At 69.6% G+C, this 18,890-nt stretch carries 23 protein-coding genes and 1 tRNA gene; 18 read left to right on the top strand and 6 right to left on the bottom strand.

Features of this window, described 5'->3' with window-relative positions:
- Nucleotides 1–109: 109 nt before the first annotated feature.
- The 7 genes from ACP2AD_RS07010 to ACP2AD_RS07040 all read left to right on the top strand — a co-directional run bounded on the left by ACP2AD_RS07010 (nt 110) and on the right by ACP2AD_RS07040 (nt 6,029).
- Nucleotides 110–907 (top strand): HAD family acid phosphatase, encoded by a 798-nt coding sequence (locus ACP2AD_RS07010; protein ID WP_425229373.1) that lies wholly within the window; start codon nt 110–112, stop codon nt 905–907.
- Complete coding sequence (locus ACP2AD_RS07015; protein ID WP_425229374.1) at nt 904–1,245, top strand: DUF5076 domain-containing protein; 342 nt, start codon at nt 904–906, stop codon at nt 1,243–1,245. The genes ACP2AD_RS07010 and ACP2AD_RS07015 overlap by 4 nt, the downstream gene beginning before the upstream one ends.
- A 3-nt stretch (nt 1,246–1,248) precedes the next feature.
- The gene (locus tag ACP2AD_RS07020; RefSeq protein WP_425229375.1) at nt 1,249–1,887 is read left to right on the top strand and encodes a CoA transferase subunit B; all 639 of its coding nucleotides are present in this window, start codon (nt 1,249–1,251) and stop codon (nt 1,885–1,887) included.
- Entirely contained in the window at nt 1,887–2,762 is an 876-nt protein-coding gene (locus tag ACP2AD_RS07025; RefSeq protein WP_425229376.1) for an alpha/beta hydrolase, read from the top strand. The genes ACP2AD_RS07020 and ACP2AD_RS07025 overlap by 1 nt, the downstream gene beginning before the upstream one ends.
- A gap of 42 nt (nt 2,763–2,804) precedes the next feature.
- Nucleotides 2,805–4,241: a 3-isopropylmalate dehydratase large subunit gene (gene leuC / locus ACP2AD_RS07030; protein ID WP_425229377.1), complete on the top strand. Its 1,437-nt coding sequence runs from the start codon at nt 2,805–2,807 to the stop codon at nt 4,239–4,241.
- 194 nt (nt 4,242–4,435) lie between these two features.
- Nucleotides 4,436–5,068, top strand: a complete 633-nt coding sequence (leuD, locus tag ACP2AD_RS07035) for a 3-isopropylmalate dehydratase small subunit (protein ID WP_425229378.1) — start codon at nt 4,436–4,438, stop codon at nt 5,066–5,068.
- Nucleotides 5,031–6,029, top strand: coding sequence for an NADPH:quinone oxidoreductase family protein (locus tag ACP2AD_RS07040; RefSeq protein ID WP_425229379.1), 999 nt, complete (start codon nt 5,031–5,033; stop codon nt 6,027–6,029). The genes leuD and ACP2AD_RS07040 overlap by 38 nt, the downstream gene beginning before the upstream one ends.
- A 34-nt stretch (nt 6,030–6,063) precedes the next feature.
- On the opposite strand, the gene ACP2AD_RS07045 is transcribed toward ACP2AD_RS07040, so the two are convergent.
- Nucleotides 6,064–6,510, bottom strand: a complete 447-nt coding sequence (locus ACP2AD_RS07045; RefSeq protein WP_425229380.1) for a hypothetical protein — start codon at nt 6,508–6,510, stop codon at nt 6,064–6,066.
- A 139-nt stretch (nt 6,511–6,649) separates the two neighbouring features.
- On the opposite strand from ACP2AD_RS07045, the gene ACP2AD_RS07050 reads away from it, so the two are divergent.
- The 11 genes from ACP2AD_RS07050 (at nt 6,650) to ACP2AD_RS07100 (ending at nt 14,679) form a co-directional block, all read left to right on the top strand.
- Nucleotides 6,650–6,973 (top strand): DUF1476 domain-containing protein, encoded by a 324-nt coding sequence (locus ACP2AD_RS07050; protein ID WP_425229381.1) that lies wholly within the window; start codon nt 6,650–6,652, stop codon nt 6,971–6,973.
- Between the two features lie 5 nt (nt 6,974–6,978).
- A complete protein-coding gene (locus tag ACP2AD_RS07055) occupies nt 6,979–7,215 on the top strand; it encodes a BolA family protein (RefSeq protein ID WP_425229382.1) in 237 nt (78 codons plus the stop codon).
- 4 nt (nt 7,216–7,219) lie between these two features.
- Nucleotides 7,220–7,552, top strand: a complete 333-nt coding sequence (grxD, locus tag ACP2AD_RS07060) for a Grx4 family monothiol glutaredoxin (protein ID WP_425229383.1) — start codon at nt 7,220–7,222, stop codon at nt 7,550–7,552.
- Between the two features lie 288 nt (nt 7,553–7,840).
- A complete protein-coding gene (locus tag ACP2AD_RS07065; RefSeq protein ID WP_425229384.1) occupies nt 7,841–8,209 on the top strand; it encodes a BlaI/MecI/CopY family transcriptional regulator in 369 nt (122 codons plus the stop codon).
- Entirely contained in the window at nt 8,206–9,822 is a 1,617-nt protein-coding gene (locus ACP2AD_RS07070; protein ID WP_425229385.1) for a M56 family metallopeptidase, read from the top strand. The genes ACP2AD_RS07065 and ACP2AD_RS07070 overlap by 4 nt, the downstream gene beginning before the upstream one ends.
- A gap of 87 nt (nt 9,823–9,909) precedes the next feature.
- Nucleotides 9,910–10,767, top strand: a complete 858-nt coding sequence (locus tag ACP2AD_RS07075; RefSeq protein WP_425229386.1) for an MBL fold metallo-hydrolase — start codon at nt 9,910–9,912, stop codon at nt 10,765–10,767.
- Nucleotides 10,752–11,429: a hypothetical protein gene (locus ACP2AD_RS07080; RefSeq protein WP_425229387.1), complete on the top strand. Its 678-nt coding sequence runs from the start codon at nt 10,752–10,754 to the stop codon at nt 11,427–11,429. Before ACP2AD_RS07075 ends, ACP2AD_RS07080 begins: the two co-directional genes overlap by 16 nt.
- Before the next feature lie 40 nt (nt 11,430–11,469).
- The gene (gene nadA / locus ACP2AD_RS07085) at nt 11,470–12,471 is read left to right on the top strand and encodes a quinolinate synthase NadA (protein ID WP_425229388.1); all 1,002 of its coding nucleotides are present in this window, start codon (nt 11,470–11,472) and stop codon (nt 12,469–12,471) included.
- Between the two features lie 145 nt (nt 12,472–12,616).
- A complete protein-coding gene (gene nadC, locus ACP2AD_RS07090) occupies nt 12,617–13,486 on the top strand; it encodes a carboxylating nicotinate-nucleotide diphosphorylase (RefSeq protein ID WP_425229389.1) in 870 nt (289 codons plus the stop codon).
- Nucleotides 13,487–13,498: 12 nt separating this feature from the next.
- A complete protein-coding gene (locus ACP2AD_RS07095) occupies nt 13,499–13,981 on the top strand; it encodes a hypothetical protein (RefSeq protein WP_425229390.1) in 483 nt (160 codons plus the stop codon).
- Nucleotides 13,978–14,679, top strand: a complete 702-nt coding sequence (locus ACP2AD_RS07100) for a ribonuclease T2 family protein (RefSeq protein WP_425229391.1) — start codon at nt 13,978–13,980, stop codon at nt 14,677–14,679. The genes ACP2AD_RS07095 and ACP2AD_RS07100 overlap by 4 nt, the downstream gene beginning before the upstream one ends.
- On the opposite strand, the gene ACP2AD_RS07105 is transcribed toward ACP2AD_RS07100, so the two are convergent.
- The 5 genes from ACP2AD_RS07105 to rpsA all read right to left on the bottom strand — a co-directional run bounded on the left by ACP2AD_RS07105 (nt 14,676) and on the right by rpsA (nt 18,769).
- Nucleotides 14,676–15,098, bottom strand: coding sequence for a DUF4112 domain-containing protein (locus ACP2AD_RS07105; protein WP_425229392.1), 423 nt, complete (start codon nt 15,096–15,098; stop codon nt 14,676–14,678). The genes ACP2AD_RS07100 and ACP2AD_RS07105 overlap by 4 nt on opposite strands.
- 5 nt (nt 15,099–15,103) lie before the next feature.
- Nucleotides 15,104–16,552: an ABC transporter substrate-binding protein gene (locus ACP2AD_RS07110; RefSeq protein ID WP_425229393.1), complete on the bottom strand. Its 1,449-nt coding sequence runs from the start codon at nt 16,550–16,552 to the stop codon at nt 15,104–15,106.
- A tRNA-Leu gene (locus tag ACP2AD_RS07115) sits at nt 16,522–16,602 on the bottom strand. Before ACP2AD_RS07115 ends, ACP2AD_RS07110 begins: the two co-directional genes overlap by 31 nt.
- A gap of 46 nt (nt 16,603–16,648) precedes the next feature.
- On the bottom strand, nt 16,649–16,927 hold the full coding sequence (ihfB, locus tag ACP2AD_RS07120; protein ID WP_425229394.1) for an integration host factor subunit beta: 279 nt from the start codon (nt 16,925–16,927) through the stop codon (nt 16,649–16,651).
- A 129-nt stretch (nt 16,928–17,056) separates the two neighbouring features.
- Nucleotides 17,057–18,769, bottom strand: a complete 1,713-nt coding sequence (rpsA, locus tag ACP2AD_RS07125; protein ID WP_425231111.1) for a 30S ribosomal protein S1 — start codon at nt 18,767–18,769, stop codon at nt 17,057–17,059.
- Nucleotides 18,770–18,890: the final 121 nt, after the last annotated feature.

An 18,890-nucleotide genomic window follows, 5' to 3' on the forward strand; every position in this document is an offset into this window, starting at 1 on the left:
CCGGGCGAATGCCTTGGGGCAGCGTCCCACCCCAATTCCTCACCTGAAGGGGAGGGGCTTGCTTGGCGCAGCGCTTGCCCTCTCTGCCTGCGCGACGACGCCTGCCGCGTTGCCGGCCACGGCCTCGTTACCCACCACGGTCGTACCCCCCGCCTACCAGTTCCTGTACGGCTCGGGTGAGGCGGCCGCGATCCAGCTCACCGCCTTTCACGCGCTGATCGCCTACACGCTCGACAAGGCTGCGCACCGGCCGGCGAACGGCGTCGTCCTCGCCGCCGGATCGCCGCTGGTCCACGCCACCTTCGTGCCGTGCGGCGACAAGCCGCTCGCCGCGGTGTTCGACGCCGACGAGACGGTCATTCTCAATCTCGGGTTCGAAGCGGACGAGGCGGCGCATCCGGGCCGTGCCTATGAAGAGGCGCGGTGGCAGGCATGGGAGCGGACCGGCGGCGGCGCGGTCGTCGCTGTGCCGGGCGCGAAGCACGCGTTCGACGACCTCCGTCAGGCTGGCGTGACGGTGATCGTCAACACCAACCGCTCGACCGCCCACGCCGCGCAGACGGCGGCCGCGCTGCGCGGAGCGGGGCTGGGCGAGTTCACTCTCGGCCAGACGCTGTGGACCCGCGACACGGGCGCGCCATCGGCCAAGGACGCGCGCCGCGCCGCGATCGCCGCACGCTATTGCGTCCTTGCGCTGGCGGGCGACCAGCTGGGCGATTTCTCCGACCTGTTCGCCGCCCCCATGCCGGTCGCCCAGCGCCGCCTGCTGGCGGAGCACAGCTCGGCCGCGGGGCTGTGGGGAAAGGGCTGGTTCGTGTTGCCCAACCCGGTGTACGGCACCGCGCTGCGCGGCGAGCCGGACGACGTCTTTCCAACCGACCATCGCTGGGCGGCTGCGCCGCGATGACCGGTCCCGTCCGCAGGCCGATTGCGATCGACCTTACCGCCCATGCGCAGCTGATCGAGGACGCGCGCGAGTTCCTGCGTCTTTGGGCGAGCGAGGACGGGCCGATCACCTGCTTCGTCAACCCGCGTCCGCTGGGCCCCGATCCGTATCTGTTCGGTGTCGCCTTGAACGAGGCGGTCACGCACGGCGCGCGGACCTATGCCAGCGCGACTGGCATCGGCATAGAGGAGGCGGAGGCCCGCATCCGTCAGGGTTTTGCCGGCGAGGCCGACGGCGACGCACCGCCGCTGCCCGCCGACGACGAGTTCATCACCTATACGCAACCCGGAAAGTCCTGATCCATGCCCTGGACCCGCGATCAGATGGCGGCGCGCGCCGCAGAGGAGCTTCGCGACGGCTATTACGTCAATCTTGGCATCGGCATACCGACGCTGGTCGCCAACAACATCCCCGATGGCATGACCGTGACATTGCAGTCGGAGAACGGGATGCTCGGCATCGGCCCGTTCCCTTATGAGGATGAGGTCGACCCCGACCTGATCAACGCGGGCAAGCAGACGATCAGCGAGCTGGCGCAGTCAGCCTATTTCAGCTCGTCGGACAGCTTCGCGATGATCCGCGGCGGCCATATCGACCTGACCGTACTCGGCGCCATGGAGGTCAGCGAAGGCGGCGACATCGCCAACTGGATGATCCCGGGCAAGATGATCAAGGGCATGGGCGGGGCGATGGATCTTGTCGCGGGCGTCAAGAAGATCATCGTGGTGATGGAGCATAATTCCAAGGCGGGCGAGCCCAAGTTCATCCCCGCCTGCACCCTGCCGCTGACCGGGCGCAACGTCGTCGATATGATCGTCACCGACCTGGCGGTGTTCCGCCGCGACGATCATGCGTCCCCCTTCCGGCTGATCGAGCTGGCCGATGGCGTGACGGCGGATGAAATAGCGGCGAAGACGACCGCGCGGTACGACGGCCGTTGATGAAGCGCGCTCTGGTCCTTTTGGTCGCGCTGCTGGTGGTCGCGGGTGTCGTCGCCTGGAACACCGAGCCGCCGCGGCTGCTGAGCTGGGCCGACCGCATTGCGGGGGGCGGGCGCGGGGTGCGGCTGGTTGCGGACGACGTGCCGTTCGGGACAACCGGCCAGACGCTCGACATTTGGGCGCCCGACGCGCCCGCCGCCGGGCCGCGGCCGGTGCTGATCTGGTTCTATGGCGGCGGCTGGGTGCATGGCGATCGCCGTGCCTATGATTTCGCGGCGCGAGCGTTCGCACGCGCGGGCTTCGTCGTCGTCGTGCCCGATTATCGCAAGGTGCCGCAGGTGCGCTTCCCCGCTTTTGTGCAGGACGGTGCAGCGGCGGTGCATTGGGTCCGCGACCATGTCGCGCGCTATGGCGGCGATCCCGGCCGCGTCGCGCTGTCGGGTCATTCGGCGGGCGCGTACATCGTCGCGATGCTGGCGCTCGACCGGCGCTGGCTGCGCGCTGAGGGGGTCGATCCGGCGATCGTCCGCGCCGGCGTGCCGATGTGCGGGCCGTATGATTTCTACCCCTTTACCGGGCGCGCCGTCGAGGCGATGCGTGGCGTCCGCGAGCCGGCGATGACGCAGCCGATCCAGTTCGCCAGGGCCGACGCGCCGCCGCTGATGTTGATCTCGGCGGGTGAGGACGTACAGGTGAGGGCGCGCAACGCGATCAATCTGACGGCGCGGCTGCGATCGCTCGGGGCGCCCGTGATCCATCGAGACTATCCGGGGTTGAGTCACGAGAATGTGGCAATGGCGCTGTCGGTCCCGTTCCGCGGCAAGGCGCCGGTGCTGGCGGACAGCATCGCCTTCCTGCGGCAGCACCTGCGGTAAGGCGTTGGCGGACCAGCCGATCTAGGTTAACGCCGCCGGGCCATGGCCGCGCCGCGCACATTGTACGAGAAGATCTGGGACGCGCACGTCGTCGAGCGGCGCGATGACGGCACCTGCCTGATCTATATCGACCGGCATCTCGTCCACGAGGTGACGAGCCCGCAGGCGTTCGAGGGGCTGCGCGCTGCCGGCCGGCGCGTGCGGCGTCCCGACCTGACACTGGCGGTGCCCGACCACAACCTTCCGACCACGCCGCGAACCGACGCCGCCGGACGCGAGCTGCCGATCGCAGACCCCGACAGCGCGACGCAGCTCGCCGCGCTGCGCAGCAACGTCGCCGCGTTCGGCGTCCCCTATATCGACGCGCTCGCGCCCGAGCAGGGGATCGTCCATGTCGTCGGCCCCGAGCTGGGCTTCACGCTGCCCGGCACGACGTTGGTCTGCGGCGACAGCCATACGTCTGCGCACGGCGCGCTGGGCGCGCTGGCGTTCGGGATCGGCACCACCGAGGTCGAGCATGTGCTCGCGACGCAGACGCTGCTGCTCCAGCAGGCGAAAACGATGGAGGTGCGCGTCGACGGCACGCTCGGCTTTGGCGTGTCGGCCAAGGACGTCATCCTGGCGATCATCGGCCGTATCAGCGCGGCGGGCGGGACCGGGCACGTCATCGAGTTCACCGGCGAGGCGATCCGCGCGCTGTCGGTCGAGGGGCGGCTGACCGTCGCAAACATGAGCATTGAGGCGGGTGCGCGTGCCGGGCTGATCGCGCCGGACGATACGACCTTCGCCTATCTGCAGGGCAGGCCGATGGCCCCCGCGGACGAGGAGTGGGATCGCGCCGTCGCCTGGTGGCGGACGCTGCCGACCGATGCCGGCGCGCGCTACGACAAGGCGGTGCGGCTCGACGCGGGCGTCATCGCCCCGGCCCTGACCTGGGGGACGAGCCCGGAGGACGTGGTGGCGATCACCGGCGCGGTGCCGGAACCCGACAGCTTCGCCGATCCGTCGAAGCAGGCCGCCGCGCGCAAGAGCCTCGATTACATGGGCCTCACGCCCGGCACCCGGATGCAGGACGTCCCCGTCCAGCACGTCTTCATCGGCAGCTGCACCAACAGCCGGATCGAGGACCTGCGCGCCGCTGCCGCGGTCGCGACCGGCCGCCATGTTGCGGACGGCGTGCGCGCGATGGTCGTGCCAGGCTCGGGACTGGTCAAGCGTCAGGCGGAGGCCGAGGGGCTTGACCGCATCTTCACCGAAGCGGGGTTCGAATGGCGCGAGCCGGGCTGCTCGATGTGCCTGGCGATGAACCCGGACAAGGTGCCGGCAGGCGAGCGCTGCGCATCGACGTCGAACCGCAATTTCGTCGGCCGCCAGGGCCCGGGCGCGCGCACCCACCTGCTCTCGCCCGCAATGGCGGCGGCGGCGGCGGTGACGGGACGGCTGGCTGACGTACGAGAGTTGATGGGAGCGAGAAGATGAAAAAGGTGCTGGCGCTGCTGGTCGCGGGCGCGATGCTGAGCGGGGTCGCGGCCTATGTCGCGGCGGCGAACGTGAAGCCGGAGAAGGTGGCGAACTGATCGTCATGTTGGGCCTGTCCCGGCATCCACCGTGCCGCGAGCGAGCGTGCCGGTGAAGAGATGGACCCCGGCACGAGGCCGGGTGACGGAGCATGCATGCAGCCAGTCACCACCGTCAGCGGCGCGGCCTACCCATGGGGCGCGAAGAACGTCGACACCGACGTCATCATCCCCGCGCATTGGCTGAAGACGATCAGCCGCGCCGGGCTCGGCCGGGGCGCCTTCGAGACGGTCCGCGCGCAGCCGGGCAACATCTTCGATGACCCCGCCTATGCCGGCGCGCCGATCCTGATCGCCGGCGACAATTTCGGCTGCGGGTCTAGCCGCGAGCATGCCGCCTGGGCGCTCGCCGACCTGGGGGTCCGGGCGGTAATCGCGCCGAGCTTTTCCGACATCTTCTCCGGCAATGCGGTCAAGAACGGTATCATCCCCGTCGTGCTGCCGCAGGCGGCGATCGACCGGCTACTCGCCGTCGCAGCGGAGGGCCAGCCGGTCACCGTCGATCTGGAGACGATGACGGTCACCACCGCGTACCAGGACCGCTTCGCCTTTCCGCTCGACCCGTTCCGCCGTCGCTGCCTGATGGAGGGGCTGGACGAGGTCGGGCTGACGCTGGCAAGGGACCGGCAGATTTCCGATTACGAGGCGGCGACGCGCGAGCAGCGCCCCTGGACCCAGCCGAGGAGTGACCATGCGCGCATTGCTGTCGAGGGCGCCGGGCGGACCTGACACGCTGGAGATGGGCGAGCTGCCCGACCCGCAGGCGGGGCCGGGCGAGGTCGTCGTCGCGATCAGGGCGTGCGCGATCAACTATCCCGACGTTCTCGTCATTGAGGACAAATACCAGTTCAAGCCGCAGCGTCCCTTCGCCCCCGGCGGTGAGATTTCCGGCCTGATCGAGACGGTCGGGGAGGGCGTCACCGGCTGGCGGCCGGGCGACCGCGTCATGGGCAATGTCAGCATGGCCGGGCTGCAGGAGCGCGTCGCGATGAACGTGGCGGCGCTTCACCGCCTGCCCGAGGGGCGCAGCTTCGCGGAGGGGGCGTCGCTGCTTCTCACCTATGGCACGACGATCCACGCGTTGCTCGACCGCGGGCACATGAAAGCAGGCGAGCAGCTGCTGGTGCTGGGCGCGGCGGGCGGCGTCGGGCTGGCGGCGGTGGAGCTCGGCAAGGCGTTCGGCGCGCGCGTCGTCGCGGCGGTATCATCCGACGAGAAGGCGCAGGCCGCGCGAGAGGCGGGCGCCGACGAGACGATAGTCTACGGCCGCGCGCCGTTTGACAAGGACCAGTCCAAAGCGCTGGCCGAACAGTTCAAGGCGGCGGGCGGGAAGGCCGGCTTCGACCTCATCTACGATCCAGTCGGCGGCGACTATGCCGAGCCGGCGCTTCGCTCGATCGGGTGGGAGGGTCGCTATCTCGTGATCGGCTTTCCGGCGGGCATTTCGCGGTTGCCGCTCAACCTGACCCTGCTCAAAAGCTGCGACGTCTGCGGCGTGTTCTGGGGCGCCTTCGCCGCGCGATCACCCGATGCCAACCGCGCCCATATCGAGCATCTCTTCCGCCTTTGGGCGGAGGACAGGATCGCGCCGCGCGTGACCGAGATCTTCCCGTTCGAGCTTGGCGGCAACGCGATCGCCAAGATGGCGAACCGCGGAGCGATCGGGAAGCTGGTGGTGGAGATCAGCTGACCCTCCGCCGTCCGCGCGGCAGAGGATCCGGTCATCAGTGCGCCGGCGCGGCCGTGGGGGCAGGCGCGGGTGCGGTGGCCGCGCCCGCCTGGCTGCGGCCCTGCCGGATCTGACCCGCGATCGTCGTCTCAAGGTCATTCATCTGGCCGTCGAACTGCTGATGCGCCTGCGCCCGGCCCGCGGCGGGGAAGGACGGACTCGCCACCCAGCTATCGAATCGAGCCGCCAGCGTCGCCTTTTCGGCCGTGCAGCCGGTCACCGCCTGATGTGCCGCGGCCTCGGGCGTCGTGGTCGCGGGCGCAGCGGCGACCTTGCCGCTCAGACATTGGCCGAACGCCTGCGCTGCGGTCATGAACTCGGGCGGCGGCATCATCGGCTGAGCAGGCGCTGCGGTTGGAGCGGGGGCGGGGGGCGTTGCGCCGGTCTGCGCAAGCGCGGGCGCGGCGAGCAGCAGGGCGACGGGCAGGGCGGCCTTGATCATTGAACTTCTCCTCGACCGCAGCTGGTGACAGCTTCCGCGCGCGGCGCAACCCCCGGCGGCGGCGCGTGCGTCGTGCTCGCCGTTGCACCCTGGGCCGCCCGGCCTTATCTCGCGACCGACACGCACCGGGGAGAACGCCGTGACGACCTTCGACGACCGCGAGCAAGCCTTTGAGATCAAGTTCGCGCGCGACGAGGAGATGGCGTTCCGGGTGACCGCGCGGCGCAACCGGCTGCTCGGTGGCTGGGCGGCGCAGCAGATGAAGCTGACCCCCGAAGAAACCGACAGCTATTCCAAGGCGGTGGTTCAGGCCGAGTTCGAGGAAGCGGGCGACGAGGACGTCGTCCGCAAGCTCCTGGGCGACCTGATCGCGGCCGGAGTCGAAACCGACGAGCAGACCGTCCGCCGCGCACTCGACGAGCATACCGTCGAGGCGCGTCGCCAGCTGATGGAAGCGCAGTAGCCGCCATGCCGATGGCCGCTGACGAGATCGCTGCGATGATCCGCTCCGCCCTACCCGATGCGGAGGTTGAGATCACCGACCTGGCGGGTGACGGCGACCATTATGCCGCGCGCGTCACCTCCGCCGCCTTTGCCGGGCTGAGCCGGGTGCGGCAGCACCAAGCCGTCTACGCCGCGCTGGGCGGCCGGATGGGCGGTGTCCTCCACGCGCTTCAGCTCACCACCGCCGCCCCGAAAGGCTGACCCCATGACCGACACCGATCAGGCCCGCATCGACGGCCTCGTCAAGGCGAACCCCGTGCTTCTCTTCATGAAGGGCAGCCCGCTCTTTCCGCAATGCGGCTTCTCCAGCCGCGCCGTCGCGATCCTCAACCATCTCGACGTCGCGTTCGAGAGCGTCGACGTGCTGCAGGACCAGGGCGTGCGGCAGGGAATCAAGGCCTATTCCGACTGGCCGACCATCCCGCAGCTCTACGTCAACGGCGAGTTCGTCGGCGGCTCCGACATCATGATGGAGATGTACGAGAGCGGGGAACTGGCCGAGCTGCTGCAGCCTGTCAACGCGGCGTCCATTAGCTGACCGGGTGCGGGTGGACCGGCGCGAGATCGCGGAAGCGGCCGGTCCACCCTGCTGAAGCGCGGTTCATGCGCATCGGTGACGATAGTGATGCATACGGCATGCCAAGGGTACGGGATCGCGCAATCTCCGTGGGTGTAATGGTAAATGACCTTGCCGGGGGCGCGGCAGGTGTAAGCGTTTTCGACACACATCGGGACTGATGTCGCCGCTTCGCGTCGGCTGACGCATCCGACTTGACCACAGCCGTAAACGATGCGACTACAGCCGTAGTCAAAGCGGGAGCGAGTCGTGGCCGAACGGATCAGCGATGCCGAACATGCGGTCATGGAGGTGCTGTGGGACGAAGCGCCGCTGACCGCGCAGGATGTCGCCGAGCGCGTCGACCCGGCACGGGGCTGGAGCGCCAACACCGTCAAGACGCTGCTTGGCCGCCTGCTTGCCAAGGCCGCGATCGGGCATGAGGAGGACGGCCGGCGCTATCTCTATCGGCCGCTGATCCGCCGCGACGATTATGTCGCGGGCGAGTCGCGGCGGCTGATCGACCGGCTGTTCGGCGGCAAGCTGACCCCGCTCGTCGCGCATCTCGCCGAGCGCGATCAGCTGACCGCCGACGACGTTGCCGAGATCGAGGCGCTGCTTCGGGAGTTAAAGGCGTGAGCGCCGTCGGTCTGGCGGGCCGGGCGCTCGATGCACTGATCGCGTCCACGCTGCTGCTCGGCGCGGTGCTGCTGGCGCGCGGGCCGGTCCGGCATGCCTTTGGCCCCCGCGTCTCCTATGCGCTCTGGGCGTTGCCCGCGCTGCGCCTGCTGCTGCCACCGCTGCCCGCGGGCTGGTGGCACAGCGAAGCCGCCGCGCCGATCACGCGCGCGGGGGAAACGATCGTGGTCTATGTCGCCGCGCCGATGCGGGCGGCGAGCGGGCCATCGGTCGGGCTGCTGGTCGCCGCCGTCTGGGCGGCTGGGGTGGCGCTGTTCCTCGGTTGGCACCTGCTACGCCATCTGCGCTTCTGCCGCGCCGTCGTGCGCGGTGCGGCCCCGATCGGGCAGCATGGCGACATCCGCGTGATCGCCAGCGCCGCCGCGCCCGGGCCGCTCGCCTTCGGGATCTGGCAGCGCTACGTCGCTTTCCCGCGCGATTTCGCTGACCGCTACGATGCGGACGAGCGCGCGCTCGCGCTGGCGCACGAGCTGGGCCACCACGCCCGGCGCGATCTGCTCGCCAACTGGGCGGCGCTCGCGGTCCTGGCGCTGCACTGGTTCTCGCCACTCGCCTGGCGTGCGTTCCGCGCGTTCCGCGCCGACCAGGAACTGGCCAACGACGCGCGCGTCCTGGCCGGCTGCGCTCCCGACGCGCGTCACGCCTATGGCCGCGCGATCGTCAAGGCGGCGCATGGAAGCGCAATCTCGGCGGCCTGCCACCTCCATACCGTCACTGACCTCAAGGGGAGACTGAAGATGCTGACCACCAGCCAGGCGTCACGCCGTCGTCTTGCGACCGGCGCCGCTGCCGTAACCCTGCTGGGTGCCGCCGGACTCGGGCTGACCGCATCCAGCAGTGCCGCCGAACGGATCAGCACGTCCCTCAAGACGCCGATCGCCGCCGTTGCCCCGGCCGCGCTGGTGCAGGCGCAACCGGCCGCGGCGGCGCCGCCGACGCCGGTCGACGGCGCGCGCCGCACACGCCGCGTCGTGGTCGTCGAAAACGGTGTGACGCACAGCTATGAGGGGGCGGAAGCCGACGCCTATATCGCGGCGCACCCGGCCATGACGCCACCGCCCCAGCCGGCCACGGTTGGGGGACCCGACGGGCAGGCCCGTAGCCGCGTCGTGATCCGTGACGATGACGGCACGACGCACCGTTACGAGGGCGCCGAAGCCGACGCCTACCTTCGCGCCCATCCCGCGCCGATGCCGCCCGCCGCACCGGATGCGGTTGCGCCGCTGCCGCCGCTGCCGCCGATACCGCCGATCCCGGAGGTCTCCTCAGCCAACTGCCGCGACGCCGGACCGATGGTCGAGACGAGCGAGCATCGCGGCCGTCAGCGCATCGTGATCTGCCGCAATCGGGTCGAGCGCCAGGCGCGCGAAGGAGCCGAGCTGGCCGCCAATGCCGATACCATCGAACGCCAGGCCCGTGCCAGTGCGCTTGCCGGAGTCGAACGCGCCCGCGTCTCGATCGAGGCGGACCGCAACCTGACGGCCGAGCAGAAGCGCGAAGCGCTCGCCGGGCTGGATGAAGCATTGGCGGAGCTGCGCAGTGATCACAATTGACGAACCCGGTCGACCCTGACCCCGACCGGCGGGCGCGGCGGATGGCGGGCGTTGCCATTCGCCGCGCCAACCGCCATCTCGCGTAGCATGCCAGAGGGTCCCACCGGCGTCCCCGTCCAGCTCGATACGCTGGTGACCCGCATCCTTGCGCCCAACCCGTCGCCCTTCACCTATACCGGCACGCAAACGCATCTGGTCGGCACCACCGACCTCGCAGTGATCGATCCCGGCCCGGACGATCCTGCCCATCTCGACGCGCTGATCGCGGCGATCGGCGGGCGGCCGGTGAGCGCGATCGTCGTGACGCACCACCACCGCGATCACAGTCCGGCGAGCCGGCTGCTGCAGGGGGCGACCGGCGCGCCGATCGTCGGCGCCGCGCCGGCCTTCGTCGCCGATGACGGACCGAGAGCCGACGCCGCGTTCGACCGGGACTACCGCCCCGACCGGGTGCTGGCGGACGGCGAGACGGTGACGGGGGAGGGCTGGACGCTGACGGCGGTGGCGACGCCGGGGCACACCTCCAATCATCTCGCCTTTGCACTGGCCGAAACGGAAGCACTGTTCGCGGGCGATCACGTCATGGGCTGGTCGACCACCGTGGTTTCGCCGCCCGACGGCGACATGACCGCCTATATGGCGAGCCTGGAGAAGCTGATGGGCCGCCATGACCGGGTTTACTATCCCGGGCACGGCGACCAGATCGACAATCCGCGGCGGCTGGTGCGTGGGTTGCTCGGCCACCGCAAGCAGCGTGAGGGGCAGATCCTGCGCCTGCTCGACGGCGGCGCGCACACGATCCCCGCGATGACGGCGCGAATGTATGGCGGCCTCGACCCGCGTCTCCTTCCCGCCGCCGAGCGGTCGGTGCTCGCGCATGTGATCGATCTCGTTCACCGCGGCCTGGTGGCGCAAGCGGATGAAGGGCTGTGGCGAAGAGGCTGACGCTGATCGCGCTGCTGGCGCTGCTGCTGGCGGCGGCGTTCTGGCGGCAGCAGCGCCGCGCCGATCGCGCGGAGTGGGATGCGGGGCTGGCGGCGTCGCGGACGCTGTCCGCTACCTTCGAGCGCACTGGTGTGCTGGAGGTGGCGCGGCTGTCCGGCGAGGCGGTGACGCGGGTCGACGGCCGCAGCGGCTTCGGCGTGTTCGGCAACGTCCAGGTCACCCGCGCGCCGTACAGCGTCGGCTATCAGGTCGACCTGCGCCGCCTGACCCGCGCCGGCTATCGCTGGAACTCGCGGGCGAGGGTGATGACGGTGACGATCCCGGATGTCGTCGTCGGCACGCCCGCGGTCGACCTGGCGCAGGCGCGGACCGCGCAGGCGGGGCTCTACATCTCGCGCCAGTCGGGCGTCGCGATGCAGCAGCGGGTCGCCGCCAACCTTGCCGCCGCGGCGGGCGCAACGGCCGCTGCACCCGAAAATGTCGGACGAGCGCAGGCCGCCGCGCGCAAGGCGGTCGCCCGGCTGGTCGCCGCCCCGCTGGACGCGGCGGGGCTGACCGGCGTGCGCGTGGTGGTGCGTCTGCCCGGGGAAGTGCGTCCGGCCGGGCTCGACCGGCGCCAATGGGACATGAGCAGGCCCATCGCCGAGGTGCTGAACGAGTAGCGCGTTGCGCGCGGCGTTTATGGGGGCCACATAGCGTCCCATGACCGCGCAGCCCCAGAACCTCACCGGCATCGACCTTCGCGAGGAGATCGACCGCCTCCGCCGCGAACGCAATGCCGTAATTCTGGCGCACTATTATCAGCGGCCCGAGTTGCAGGATCTGGCGGACTTCGTCGGCGACAGCCTCGATCTCTCCCGCAAGGCGCAGGCCACCGATGCGGACGTGATCGCCTTTTGCGGCGTCCGCTTCATGGCGGAGACCGCGAAGATCCTGTCGCCGGAGAAGATCGTCGTCCTGCCCGACATGGACGCGGGCTGTTCGCTGGAGGACAGCTGTCCGCCCGAACAGTTTGCCGCCTTCCGCGCGCAGCACCCGGACGCGATCGCGTTGACCTACATCAACTGCTCGGCCGAGGTGAAAGGGCTGTCGGACGTCATCGTCACCAGCTCGTCCGCTGAGACGATCCTCGCGCAGATTCCGGCGGACCGGCCGATCATCTTCGGCCCCGACCGCAATCTGGGCGGCTATCTCGCGCGCAAGACCGGGCGCGACCTGATTCTGTGGCCGGGCGTGTGCATCGTGCACGAGGCGTTCAGCGAGACCGAGCTGCTCAAATTGAAGGCGCAGCACCCCGGCGCGCCGGTCGCCGCGCACCCGGAATGTCCGGCGGTGATCCTCGACCATGCCGATTATGTCGGCTCGACCCGCGGCATCCTGGAATATGCGACCGCCAGCGCCAGCGCTACGCTGATCGTCGCGACCGAGCCGCACATCATCCATCAGATGGAAAAGGCGATGCCCGGCAAGCGCTTCATCGGCGCGCCCGGCGCGGACGGGAACTGCAACTGCAACATCTGCCCGTACATGGCGCTGAACACGATGGAGAAGCTGTACGTCGCGCTGCGCGACCTGGAGCCGCGGATCGAGATGGAAGAGGGCCTGCGCCTGCGCGCCAAGAAGAGCCTGGACGCGATGCTGTCGATGGCGAGCGCGACGGTGGGGCAGGGTGATGTCGGCCCGGCCCGGGTGACGGGCGACTAGCCGCGATTTTCGCGCTGTCCTACAATCGGCGCCGTCGCTACGCACGGCTGATGCCCGTGCCTGACCTCTCTCGCTGCGAGCGCTCTGCCGGCTCCGCAAGACTAGCGCGTGGCGGTGCTCAACCGCATCTGTCGAGCTTCCGGCAATGAGCTCGCCTGCGGCAACTTCGACAACTTTCGCGGTGCCCGGTTTCGACCTTGACGCTTTTGTCGTCGCCACGCTCGCCGAAGACCTTGGCGGTGCGGGCGATATCACGTCGGCGGCGGTGATCCCCGCCGGCGAGCGCTTTACCGGCATCATGGACAGCCGTGATGCTATCACGGTTGCCGGGCTGCCGATTGCCGAGGCGTTCTTTCGGGCGCTCGACCCCCGGGTACGCGTTGAACGGCTGGTCGAGGACGGCGCGCGCGTAGCGGCCGGCACTGACCTGCTGCGGCTGGAGGGGAGCGCCCGTGCGCTGCTCACCGCCGAACGCGCCGCGCTCAACACGGTGCAGCATCTGTCGGGAATTGCGACGCTGACCCGCGCTTATGCCGACAAGCTGCTCGGCACGGGCGCCACGCTGCTCGACACGCGCAAGACGCTGCCGGGGCTGCGGCGGCTTGAAAAATATGCGACCCGGGTCGGCGGCGCCGAGAATCACCGCATGGGGCTGTGGGACGCGGCGATGATCAAGGACAACCACGCCGCCGTCGCCGGAGGCGTCGCCGAGGCGGTGCGCCGCGCGCTGGCGGCCGGTATCGCTGAGGTGATCGTCGAGGTCGACCGCGTCGATCAGATCGAGCCAGCGCTCGCCGCCGGCGCCACCCGCCTGCTCCTCGACAACATGGCGCCGCCGGTGCTCCGCGGCGCGGTGACGCTGGTCGGCGGGCGGGTGCCGACCGAGGCGTCGGGCGGGGTGACGCTGGAGACGATCCGTGCGATCGGCGAAACGGGGGTGACCTATGTCAGCGTCGGTCGCCTGACCCAATCGGCGCCCGCTGCCGATATCGGACTGGACTTCGCGGCTGTCTGACCGCCACAATAAATGACCCAGCAGGAGAGCCACCGCGTGCCGCGACCGCCATCGATTATCGCTTTCGAGCGTCTCTATCTCGGCTCGATCGTGCTCTACATCGTCAACGCCGCGCTATTTTGGTCCGCGACGCGCGAGATCATGGTGCAGACGCCGCAGATCGAGGCCAACCCGGCGATGGCCGGGATGGTCGGGGGCATCATGGCCGGATCTTTGATCGTCACGGTGCTCGTTTCGCTCCTGTTCTGGTGGCTCGTGGCGCGGGCGCGCAGCGTGGCGGGCAAGTGGCTGGTCGTCGGCACCGAGGCGATCGGCGCGATCTTCGGCCTGCTCGCGCTGCTGCGCCTGGCGCGCGGCACGGCGCCCATCCCGACCGCAACGGCGCTCGGCCTGATAGCGACCGGGCTCGCCGTGGCCGCGGCGGCGATGCTGTTCCGTGCCGACGCCGGATCATGGTTCGATCCCGTCGACGAAGAAGTGGTGCCGGAGCCATGAAGCGCTACCTGCTCGGCCTGGCCGCGCTCATCCCCGGCGTGGCGCAGGCGCAGGCGTTGCGCTGCACGGTCCCGGCGCAGGTCGAGCGACCGCACGCCGACGCCGCGTCCCCCGACCAGCCGCAGCGGCTGCTGCCGATCGGCGGCTATACCCTCGCGCTGACCTGGGCGCCCGAGGGGTGCCGGAGCGCCGCACGCGACGCACGGCTGCAATGCGGCGGCGGCAACCGCTTCGGCTTCACCCTGCACGGACTGTGGCCGGACGGACTGGGACATGACTGGCCGCAATATTGCCGCACGACGGCGCTGCTGCCGCCCGCGGTGATCCGCGCCAATCTGTGCGCGACGCCCTCGGCACAGCTGCTTCAGCACGAATGGGCGAAGCATGGGACCTGCGTGCCCGGCGTCGATCCGGCGCAGTATTTCGCGCGCTCCACCGGTCTTTACACCCAGCTCCGCTTTCCCGACATGGACGCGCTGTCCCGGCACAATGCGACCGGGGGTTCGCTGGCTGCCGCGCTGGCGGCGGTCAATCCGGGGCTGCCCGCCGAAGCGGTGCGGGTGACGATCAACCGCCACGGCTGGCTCGACGAGCTGTGGCTCTGCCTCGACACGCGCTTTCACTACACTCGCTGCCGCGCGAACACCGGCGGCGTAGGCGCGACCGCCGCGGTCAAAATCTGGCGGCGACGACGCTAGCGGTTCTCGATCAGCGCGGTCGCGGGATGGTGCCTGTCGAGGTGCCGTTTGATGATATTGAGGTTGCGCGTATTCGAACGGAAGAAGAAGTCCGGGATCGCACCGACCCAGGGAATCAGGCCCAGCAGCCAGTCGACGCCGACATTGCCGAACATCCGCACGATCGTTCGCTTCGGCATACCCAGGTTGCGCGCTTCCCATGCCAGCCAGCCGCCCATCACGGCAGCGATCGTCTCACCCGCAACCGGCAGCAGGTCGAAGATCACATCCAGCCCGACCCGCCGGTTCGTGCCCGGGATAGTGAACAGCCCTTCCAGCAGATGCTCCATCGCCTCGATGCGGCGACGCACCGCGGCGGGGTCGCGCCCGATCGGCATGCGGTCCAGCAGCGCAGGGTCGAAGCGGATCGGATTTGCCATGCGAATTACGTGGGATCGGGGAGCAGCCGGTTCAATGGGTGCCACGCCCGCGTATTCGGCTGCCACAGCTGCACCCGCGGCCCCACCAGCGCCCAGCGCCACGGCCGGGCGAGGGGGATGAACGCGACATCGGTCGCGAGCGCTGCGTCGGCTTCCGCGATGTGCTGCGCCCGTTCCGCCAGTGTCGGCGCCTGCCGCGCGGCTTCAAGCGCCGCCTGGGCCTGCTCGCTACAAGGCTGGCAGGCCGTCGCGAGATACCAGCGGGCGCTGTCGTACGGCGCGACGACATCGACGAGGCGCAGGTCGGCAGGCGCAGTCGCGGTCGTTCGCACCGGCGTGATCCCGACGGCAAGCAAGTCGGCGGCGATCGCCCCCCACAGACGCGTCGCGCCGGGCCCGTCCGGCAGCGCGATGCGGAGCGTCACCGGCGTCTGCCATGCCCTGACCTGCGCCCGCGCCGCGCCGCGCCGCTGATCGGCGGTCATCCCTTCCCAGGCGGCGATCTGCGGCGGTGCGGCCGAGTCCAACCGGTCGGGAAGGAGCCGGGCATCGGCCGCCCAGCCGTTCGCCACCGCCCCCATCGCCGCCGCGCGATCGATCGCCTGCGCTACCGCGGCACGGTTGGCCGGATCCGCCAGAAAACCCTCGCGCGCCACGATCGCCAGCCCGAACAGCCCAGCCGCCGGATCGATGCGGACCGCAACTGCGGATACGCCCGCCGCCTGCACCAGCGGCCAGTCGGCGAAGCTTCCCCCCGCGACCAGGTCGGCACCTCCCGCCACGAACCGGGCGACGGAGCGCGCCGCGCCCTCGCCGGTCAGGCTGACCTCGCCCAGCCGCTCGGGCGATGGGGCGTCGTCCGGCGCGTCCGGATCGGGCAGTTGGCGCAGCAGCGGCGACGCACCGCCCGCAACGATCTGCAGCGGTCCTGTCCCAGCCGGACGTGTGCGGCGGATGATGGCGAGCTCGGGCTGCGCGAAGAGCTTGAGCAAGTCCGGGCGTGGCCGGCCGAGCCGGACCTCGACCACCTGCGGCGTCATCACCACAATCTCTTCGATCGCGGTCAGGAACGGTTTGAGCGGGTTGCGCGAGGTGGGGGCGAGCTGATGCGTCAGCCGGTCGACCACCTGCTCGGCGGTCACTGCACTGCCGTCGGACCAATGCGCCTCGCGGAGACGGAAAATATAGTCGCGCCCACCATCGGTGACCGCCCAGCGTTCAGCCAGCCCTGGCTCGATCTGCCCGGCTGCGTCGAAACGCACCAATCCCTGCGCAACGCTGTCGATCAGCAGGGTGGACGGCAGGTCGACAGGTGCGCGGGCGGCGTCGGCCAGACGCGGGGGGCCACCAACGACGCTCGCGACCAGCGGCCCGCCGCGATCGGCCTGCCCGCACGCGGCGAGTGCGAGCGGCAGCAACAGGGTGCGGACGGCGGGACTTGAACCCGCACTCACGAAGAAACCGATTTTAAGTCGGCAGCGTCTACCGATTCCGCCACGTCCGCTCACCGCCCGACGGAGCCCGACGTGCGTCACGCCGTCAAGCCTGCGTCACACGTTGAGGCGCGCGCGCATCTCTTTGCCGGGCTTGAAATAGGGCACCCGCTTCGCATCCACCGCAACCGTATCGCCGGTGCGCGGATTGCGGCCGGTACGCGCGTCGCGACCGCGGGTCGAGAAGGCGCCGAAGCCCCGCAGTTCGACCCGGCCGCCCTGCGCCAATCGGTCAACGATCGTGTCGAAAAAGGCCGTGACGATCGCCTCGACCTCGCGCGGGCTAAGGTCGGGGTGAAGGTCGGTCAGCTTCTGGACCAGCTCGGAACGGATCATCATGCCTCCCGCACATGCTCGCTTCGGATCGGCTATTCAGACGCACGCCCTCGATCGTATAGCATGTTTGCGACATGCCCGCGACCGGCGAACGATGGGGGGCGCTGCAATGCAGCGCCCCCCAAATCGTCACTCGCCCGTGCGCGCCTTGTTGAGCGCGGCACCCAGGATGTCGCCCAGCGACGCGCCCGAGTCGGATGAGCCGTACTGCGCCACCGCCTGCTTCTCCTCCGCGATCTGCATCGACTTGATCGAGAAGGTCGGCTTCTTGGACCGGTCGAAGCCCGTCACCATGGCATCGAACTTCTGCCCGACCTGATAGCGCTCGGGCCGCTGCTCGTCGCGGTCGCGGCCAAGATCGGTGCGCTTGATGAAGCCGGTCGCGCCGTCCTCGCCGACCTGAACCTCCAGCCCCGCGTCGCGCACTTCGAGGACGGTGACGGTGACGACCTGGTTCTTGTTGAGCCGGTCACCCGCCGCCGCAACGCCGCCGGCCACCGGACCGCCGCGCTCGAGCTGCTTCATGCCCAGGCTGATGCGCTCCTTTTCCGGATCGATGTCGAGCACCACCGCCTGCACGGTCTCGCCCTTGCGATGGAGCGCCAGCGCATCCTCGCCCGACACGCCCCAGGCGATGTCCGACATGTGAACCATGCCATCGACATCGTTGTCGAGGCCAATGAACAGCCCGAACTCGGTGGCGTTCTTGACCTCGCCCTCGACCTGAGTGCCCACCGGATGGGCCGCCGCGAACGCCTCCCACGGATTGTTCTGCGCCTGCTTGAGACCCAGCGAGATACGCCGCTTTTCCTCGTCGACCTCCAGCACCATCACATCGACCTCCTGCGAGGTGGACACGATCTTGCCCGGATGGACGTTCTTCTTGGTCCAGCTCATCTCGGAGACGTGGACCAGCCCCTCGATGCCGGCCTCCAGCTCGACGAAAGCGCCGTATTCGGTAATGTTGGTGACGCGGCCCGACAGCCTGGCACCGACTGGGTACTTCGCCGCGGCGCCGTCCCACGGATCGGACTCCAGCTGCTTCATGCCCAGGCTGATGCGCTGCGTGTCCTTGTTGATGCGGATGATCTGCACCTTGACCGTGTCGCCGATGTTCAGGACTTCGGACGGGTGCTGAACGCGCTTGTAGCTGACGTCGGTGACGTGGAGCAGGCCGTCGATGCCGCCCAAGTCGACGAACGCGCCATAATCGGTGATGTTCTTGACCACGCCGTCGATAATCTGCCCCTCGTGCAGGCTCTGGATCAGGCCGGTGCGCTGCTCGGCGCGCGTTTCTTCCAGGACGGCGCGGCGTGATACGACGATGTTGCCGCGCTTCCTGTCCATCTTCAGGATTTGGAAGGGCTGGGGGATGTCCATGAGCGGGGTGACGTCGCGGACCGGCCGGATGTCGACCTGGCTGCCCGGCAGGAACGCCACCGCGCCCGACAGGTCGACGGTGAAGCCGCCCTTGACGCGGCCGAAGATCACGCCCTCGACGCGCGCGGTCTTGGCGAACTCGCCTTCGAGCTTGTCCCAGGCCGCCTCGCGCCGCGCACGGTCACGCGACAGCATCGCCTCGCCATGCATGTTCTCGACGCGGTCGACATAGACCTCGACCTCGTCGCCGACCTTCAGCTCGGCCTTCTGACCCGGCGCGGCGAACTCGCGCAGCGGCACGCGGCCTTCGGACTTCAGTCCAACGTCGATTACCGCCATGTCGTTCTCGATCGCGGTCACGGTGCCGTGGACCACGCGACCCTCAAAACTGTCGGCACCGCCGAACATGTCATCGAGCATCGCCGCGAAGTCGTCGCGGGTGGGAAGGGCTTGGGTAGCCATAGGGGTCAGGTCGTCCTCAGTCACGTTGCCGGCCGGCCGGTTGGTTCCGGCGGTCTTCAAGCCGATGGGCCGCGACGGCCTCATGCAGACCGCGGCATCCTAAGGACAGGAACAGCGGAGG

Origin of the sequence: Sphingomonas sp. (assembly GCF_965248875.1) — a bacterium.
GTDB lineage: Bacteria > Pseudomonadota > Alphaproteobacteria > Sphingomonadales > Sphingomonadaceae > Sphingomonas.